A 5,936-nucleotide genomic window follows, 5' to 3' on the forward strand; every position below is an offset into this window, starting at 1 on the left:
CGGGTCTTCTTCCTCTTGCCTGCGTATTCGGCATCGGCGAAACTGATCTGGTCCATCGGCACAACTCCTTTGCCACGATCAACGATTCAAGGGGCCGTTCGGTGGACTTGTTCAGACCTTCCTTAGCACAAGTCATTCAGCACTATATAGAGAACATAAACGATCTTTTGAAGGTCGCTGACGGTGTTGACGTCATTCAGGGATTCCATGGCAGCAACGAACAACTTCGAAAAGACGATCTCCAGTTCACTGGACGGCTGTTCGTTTATACGGATGGTCAACTCGCGGGGCAGGACCAAGAGATATTGTCAAATGCTGCTGCCGCGAAGGGGCTTAAGCTGGTCGTGCGCGACGCGGCATATGTGAAACGGAGAGCTGAGTTGGATTTGCCCATGGCGTTTATTTCGCATGACTCGCGCGACAAGGAGCCGTTTGTTCGTGATCTGGCGACTACATTGCAGGGAATGCTTTGCACTGTTTGGTACGACGAATATTCCTTAGTGGCGGGGCAAAGTCTGCGGGCGAGTATCGAGAAGGGGTTGAAGGAATGCAGCAAGTGCGTCCTTGTCTTGTCACCGAATTTTCTTGGTAACGAAGGGTGGACGAAGGCCGAGTTTGATTCGATCTTTACCCGCGAGATTCTCGAAAAGAAGAGTGTGCTTGTGCCCGTTTGGCACGGCGTTGCGAAGGAGGAAATCTACGCCTACTCGCCGAGACTTCTTGATAAAGTTGGAATTCCTTCTTCTCTCGGCGTGGAGGAGGTATGTAGACGAATCGTCAGGGCAATCCAGCATGAGACTGAGCTTCGCAGTTGACGGCAACGCTGAGTCTCGTGGGCGCGTTCCTTCTGGTCGCTGGGTACCTCTACGTTACTCGTACGGATTCCCGTACCCCATCCCTTCCAGCAGCAAGACCTCCAGCGTCTCCATCTCCAGCGCATCGACTTCATCGGTCTCGTGTTCGTAACCCTGCGCGTGCAGGGTGCCGTGCACCAGCAGGTGGGCGTAATGTTCTTCCAGGGTCTTGCCCTGTTCCTTTGCTTCCTTCGCCACCACCGGCGCGCACAGCACCAGGTCGGCCATGACCACGGGTTCGAGGGCGTAGTCGAAGGTCAGCACATTGGTGGCGTAGTCCTTGTGGCGGTACTCGCGGTTCAGCTGGCGGCCTTCGGCCGTGCCGACGATGCGCACGGTAACCTCGGCGGGGCGCAGGAGCGCCATGCGCATCCAGCGGGCGACGCGGGCTTTGCCCAGCAGCTTCTTGTGTGCCTCGGGCACGGCGATGCCGAACTGCAGGGACAGGTCCAGCATGGGAAGGGGCGTTTCGACAGGCTCAACGCGAACGGGCTTAGTTGGGGTCATGCCGCATCCCCCGGCTTGCGCGGCTTATCGTAGGCGTCGACGATGCGCGCCACCAACGGATGGCGTACCACGTCGGCGCTGGTGAAGCGGCAGATGGCAATGCCCTTGACGCGTTTGAGCACGCGCTCGGCGTCGATCAGACCGCTGAGCTGGGTCTTGGGCAGGTCGATCTGGCTCACGTCGCCCGTGACCACGGCGCGCGAGCCGAAGCCGATGCGCGTGAGGAACATCTTCATCTGCTCGGGCGTGGTGTTCTGCGCCTCGTCCAGGATGACAAAAGCGTTGTTCAGCGTGCGCCCGCGCATGAAGGCCAGGGGGGCGATCTCCAGTGCATTGCGCTCGAAGGCCTTCTGCACCTTCTCGTAGCCCATCAGGTCGTAGAGCGCGTCGTAGAGCGGGCGCAGGTAGGGGTCGATTTTCTGCGTCAGGTCGCCGGGCAGGAAACCCAGGCGCTCGCCGGCTTCCACGGCCGGGCGCGTGAGCACGATGCGCTGCACCGCGCTGCGCTCCAGCGCATCCACCGCGCAGGCCACCGCCAGGTAGGTTTTGCCGGTGCCGGCCGGGCCGATGCCGAAGGTGATGTCGTTGCCGGCAATGCTCTCCAGGTAATGGGCCTGGTTGGGCGTGCGGGCGCGCAGCTCGTGGCGGCGTGTCTGCAGCGCCTCACCGTCTTCGGTCAGCGGCATGGAGCTGTCGCTGGCCAGCAGCAGCTGCACGATGGCGTCGTCGATGGGTTTGGTCGCCATCTCGTAGAGCGCCTGCAGCACTTCCATGCCGCGCTGGGCCTGTTTTTTGGGGCCTTCCACCTTGAACTGCTCGTGACGGTGGGCGATCTTGACGTGCAGCGCGTTTTCGATGGTGCGCAGGTGTTCGTCGGCGGGGCCGCACAGGCGGGCCAGGCGCGCGTTGTTGGGCGGGGAGAAGAGGTGGCGCAGAATCAACTGATAATTCCTAAAGGAAACATTTCCCTCATTCTTGCCGTTCGGACTGAGCTTGTCGAAGTCTGTAGGCGCGCGCTTCGACAGGCTCAGCGCGAACGGGAGGAAGTCGTACCGTTAAACAACCCCAATGATAGGCGCCCCATGATCGGCAGGCTCTCCGGCACCCTCCTCGAAAAGAACCCTCCCCAGGTCCTGGTGGACTGCAACGGCGTGGGCTACGAAGTCCATGTGTCCATGAGCACCTTCTACAACCTGCCTCATCTGGGCGAGAAGGTGGCTCTGCTCACGCACTTCGTGGTGCGCGAGGACGCGCAGCTGCTCTACGGCTTCGGCACCGCGCCCGAGCGCGAGGCCTTCCGCCAGCTCATCAAGATCTCGGGCGTGGGCCCGCGCACCGCGCTGGCCGTGCTCTCGGGCATGAGCGTGGGCGAACTGGCCCAGGCGGTCAGCCTGCAGGAGGCCGGGCGTCTGGTCAAGGTGCCGGGCATCGGCAAGAAGACGGCCGAGCGCCTGCTGCTCGAACTCAAGGGCAAGCTGGGCGCGGACATCGGCGCGCCCCATGCGCAACCGGGCAGCGACGCGCAGGCCGACATCCTGCAGGCGCTGCTGGCCCTGGGCTACAGCGACAAGGAAGCCGCCGCCGCGCTCAAGGCGCTCCCGAAGGATGTGGGCGTGAGCGAGGGCATCAAGCTCGCGCTCAAGGCGCTGGCCAGGTAGGCGGGCGGCGCGTGGGCTGGCTCGAAGGCCTGAAGCAGCGCGCCCGCGCGCTGAAGGCCGAAACCTATGTGCTTTACCTCGCGGCGCGCCACCCCGGCACGCCCTGGTACGCCAAGCTGCTGGTGGCGGGCATCGTGGCCTATGCCTTCAGCCCCATCGACCTGATCCCGGATTTCGTGCCCGTGCTCGGTTACCTGGACGACCTGGTGCTGATCCCTCTGGGCATCATGCTGGCCATACGCCTGCTGCCGCCGGCCGTGCTGGCCGAATGCCGGGCCCGAGCGCAGGAACGCCGCAAGCTCGTGAGCCGCGCGGCGGGTGTCGTTATCGTGGCGATCTGGCTGGCGCTGGCCGGCCTGGGGCTGTGGTGGGCCTGGCGCTGGTGGAATGCTGGCGGCTGACGTCGCCCCGGTCCGGGCGCCTCGTTCCGGTCATCCCTTTCCCTTGGGGCCATAAACGGCGTGCAAGCCGTCGCGCATCTGCATGCTGTTCCGGATCAAGGGTAAACACCGATCATCAGGCTTGTTTAATTAATGAAAAATTAAATAACCCGAATCCGTGATTTGGGTAACCTGAACACTTGCAAGAAAGATTCCACCATGAGACTCAATCGAATTTTGCTGGCTTGCGGCATGGCCCTGTCCGTCAACCTGGCCCTGGCCGCCGAGGTCGAAGTGCTGCATTACTGGACGTCGGGCGGTGAGGCCAAGTCGGCCGCCGAACTCAAGAAGATCATTTCGGGCAAGGGCCACACCTGGAAGGATTTCGCCGTGGCCGGTGGCGGCGGCGACAACGCCATGACCGTGCTCAAGAGCCGCGTGGTGTCCGGCAACCCGCCGGCGGCCGCGCAGATCAAGGGCCCGGCCATCCAGGAATGGGCGCAGGAGGGTGTGCTGGCCAATCTGGACGAGGTGGCCAAGGCCGAGAAGTGGGACAGCCTGCTGCCCGGCGTCGTGGCCAATGTCATGAAGTACAAGGGCGCCTACGTGGCGGCGCCGGTGAACGTGCACCGCGTGAACTGGGTCTGGGCCAGCCCCGAGGTGCTGAAGAAGGCCGGCGTGAGCGGCATGCCCGCCAACTACGACGAGTTCTTTGCCGCGGCCGACAAGATCAAGAAGGCCGGTTTCATTGCCGTGGCCCACGGTGGCCAGAACTGGCAGGACTTCACCACTTTTGAGTCGGTGGTGCTGGGTGTGGGCGGCGCCAAGTTCTACCAGGACGCCCTGGTCAAGCTGGACCCCAAGGCGCTTGGCAGCGCCACGATGAAGAAGTCCTTCGAGACCTTCCGCAAGATCAAGAGCTACACCGACACCGCCGCCCCGGGCCGTGACTGGAACCTGGCCACGGCCATGGTGATGCAGGGCAAGGCCGGTTTCCAGTTCATGGGCGACTGGGCCAAGGGCGAGTTCATCGCCGCCGGCAAAAAGCCGGGCAAGGACTTCCTCTGCGCCGCAGCGCCGGGCACGGCCAACGCCTTCACCTTCAACGTGGACTCCTTCGCCATGTTCAAGCTCAAGGACGCGAACGCCCAGAAGGCCCAGGGTGCGCTGGCCGCGGCCATCATGAGCCCGGACTTCCAGGAAGTGTTCAATCTCAACAAGGGTTCCATCCCGGTGCGCCTGAACATGTCCATGGCCAAGTTCGACGATTGCGCCAAGCTCTCGAGCAAGGACTTCGTCGAGACGGCCAAGACCGGCGGCCTGGTGCCCTCGGTGGCGCACGGCATGGCCATCGCGCCCGCGACCGAAGGCGCGATCAAGGATCTGGTGAGCCAGTTCTGGAACGACGACAAGATCAGCGTGGACGAAGGCGTCAAGCGCCTGCTTGCCGCGGCCAAGACCCGCTGAGCGCGTACCCAAGCTGACCGGGGAAGAGTGCTCTTCCCCGTTTCTTTGAATGCATGAACTGTCGTGACCTCGAACGATCGATTGGAGAAGTGGCTGCCCAGGCTGGTGCTCGCGCCCGGCGTGGTGCTGGGTCTGGCCTTTGTCTACGGCCTGATGATCTGGAACGGTGTGCTCTCGGTCTCGGTCTCGCGCATGTTGCCCAATTACGAGCTGGTGGGCCTGGCGCAATACGCCAAGCTGTGGGAGATGGACCGCTGGTGGGTGGCGCTCAAGAACCTGGGCATCTTCGGCCTGGGTTATGTGGGCGGCTCCATGGTGCTGGGTATCCTGCTGGCCATTTTCCTGGACCAGAAGATCCGCGCCGAGGGTTTCATCCGCACGGTCTACCTCTACCCCATGGCCTTGTCCTTTGTGGTCACGGGCACGGTGTGGAAGTGGCTGCTCAACCCCAGCCTGGGTCTGGAGAAGCTGTTGCACGACTGGGGCTGGGAGAGCGCCAGTTTTGGCTGGCTGGTCGACAACGAGATGGCAATCTACTGCGTGGTGATCGCGGGCGTCTGGCAGTCGGCCGGCTTCACCATGGCCCTGTTCCTGGCCGGCCTGCGCAGCATCGACGACAGCATCATCAAGGCCGCGCAGATCGACGGGGCCTCGCTGCCGCGCATCTACTGGCGCATCGTGCTGCCGGCGCTGCGGCCCGTGTTCTTCTCCACGCTCATGGTGCTCTCGCATCTGGCGATCAAGAGTTTCGACCTCATCATGGCGTTGACGGCCGGAGGGCCGGGTTACGCCACCGACGTGCCCGCCACCTTCATGTACGCGATGAGCTTCACGCGCGGGCAGATCGGCCTGGGCGCGGCGAGTGCCATGGTGATGCTGATGACGGTTGCCGCTCTCGTGGTGCCCTATCTCTACAGCGAACTGCGGAGCAAGTCCCATGAGCGCTAGGGCCTGTTAACACAAACCACGAAGGCCATCTGCCACGAGCACGAAGCTGAGAAAGCCAAGAAACATTGCATCGAGTTTCTCGAACCGAGAGAAGATGCGTCGGTAGCCCTTGAGCCGCCTGA

Annotated in this window: 7 protein-coding genes and 1 pseudogene; 5 read left to right on the plus strand and 3 right to left on the minus strand. The window is 62.9% G+C overall.

The genetic code is table 11. The features are described from left to right. Positions 1 to 815: toll/interleukin-1 receptor domain-containing protein (locus ACYVH8_RS12795; protein ID WP_460489201.1), on the plus strand; the 815-nt coding region annotated here is incomplete at its 5' end. 54 nt (positions 816 to 869) lie between these two features. Here the strand turns inward: ACYVH8_RS12795 and ybeY are convergent. Then, positions 870 to 1,361 (minus strand): rRNA maturation RNase YbeY, encoded by a 492-nt coding sequence (ybeY, locus tag ACYVH8_RS12800; protein WP_460489202.1) that lies wholly within the window; start codon positions 1,359 to 1,361, stop codon positions 870 to 872. Continuing rightward, positions 1,358 to 2,302: a PhoH family protein gene (locus tag ACYVH8_RS12805; RefSeq protein WP_460489203.1), complete on the minus strand. Its 945-nt coding sequence runs from the start codon at positions 2,300 to 2,302 to the stop codon at positions 1,358 to 1,360. Before ACYVH8_RS12805 ends, ybeY begins: the two co-directional genes overlap by 4 nt. Before the next feature lie 141 nt (positions 2,303 to 2,443). On the opposite strand from ACYVH8_RS12805, the gene ruvA reads away from it, so the two are divergent. The 4 genes from ruvA (at position 2,444) to ACYVH8_RS12825 (ending at position 5,814) form a co-directional block, all read left to right on the plus strand. Continuing rightward, positions 2,444 to 3,019, plus strand: coding sequence for a Holliday junction branch migration protein RuvA (gene ruvA, locus ACYVH8_RS12810; RefSeq protein ID WP_460489204.1), 576 nt, complete (start codon positions 2,444 to 2,446; stop codon positions 3,017 to 3,019). 11 nt (positions 3,020 to 3,030) lie between these two features. Further along, positions 3,031 to 3,420, plus strand: a complete 390-nt coding sequence (locus ACYVH8_RS12815; protein ID WP_460489205.1) for a YkvA family protein — start codon at positions 3,031 to 3,033, stop codon at positions 3,418 to 3,420. A 198-nt stretch (positions 3,421 to 3,618) separates the two neighbouring features. Beyond that, positions 3,619 to 4,866: an ABC transporter substrate-binding protein gene (locus tag ACYVH8_RS12820; RefSeq protein WP_460489206.1), complete on the plus strand. Its 1,248-nt coding sequence runs from the start codon at positions 3,619 to 3,621 to the stop codon at positions 4,864 to 4,866. A 63-nt stretch (positions 4,867 to 4,929) separates the two neighbouring features. Continuing rightward, positions 4,930 to 5,814, plus strand: a complete 885-nt coding sequence (locus ACYVH8_RS12825) for a carbohydrate ABC transporter permease (protein WP_460489207.1) — start codon at positions 4,930 to 4,932, stop codon at positions 5,812 to 5,814. A gap of 6 nt (positions 5,815 to 5,820) precedes the next feature. Here the strand turns inward: ACYVH8_RS12825 and ACYVH8_RS12830 are convergent. Next, positions 5,821 to 5,936 (minus strand): annotated as a pseudogene (locus tag ACYVH8_RS12830) (IS5-like element ISCARN85 family transposase); the annotation flags it as partial.

The organism is Curvibacter fontanus (assembly GCF_054780335.1).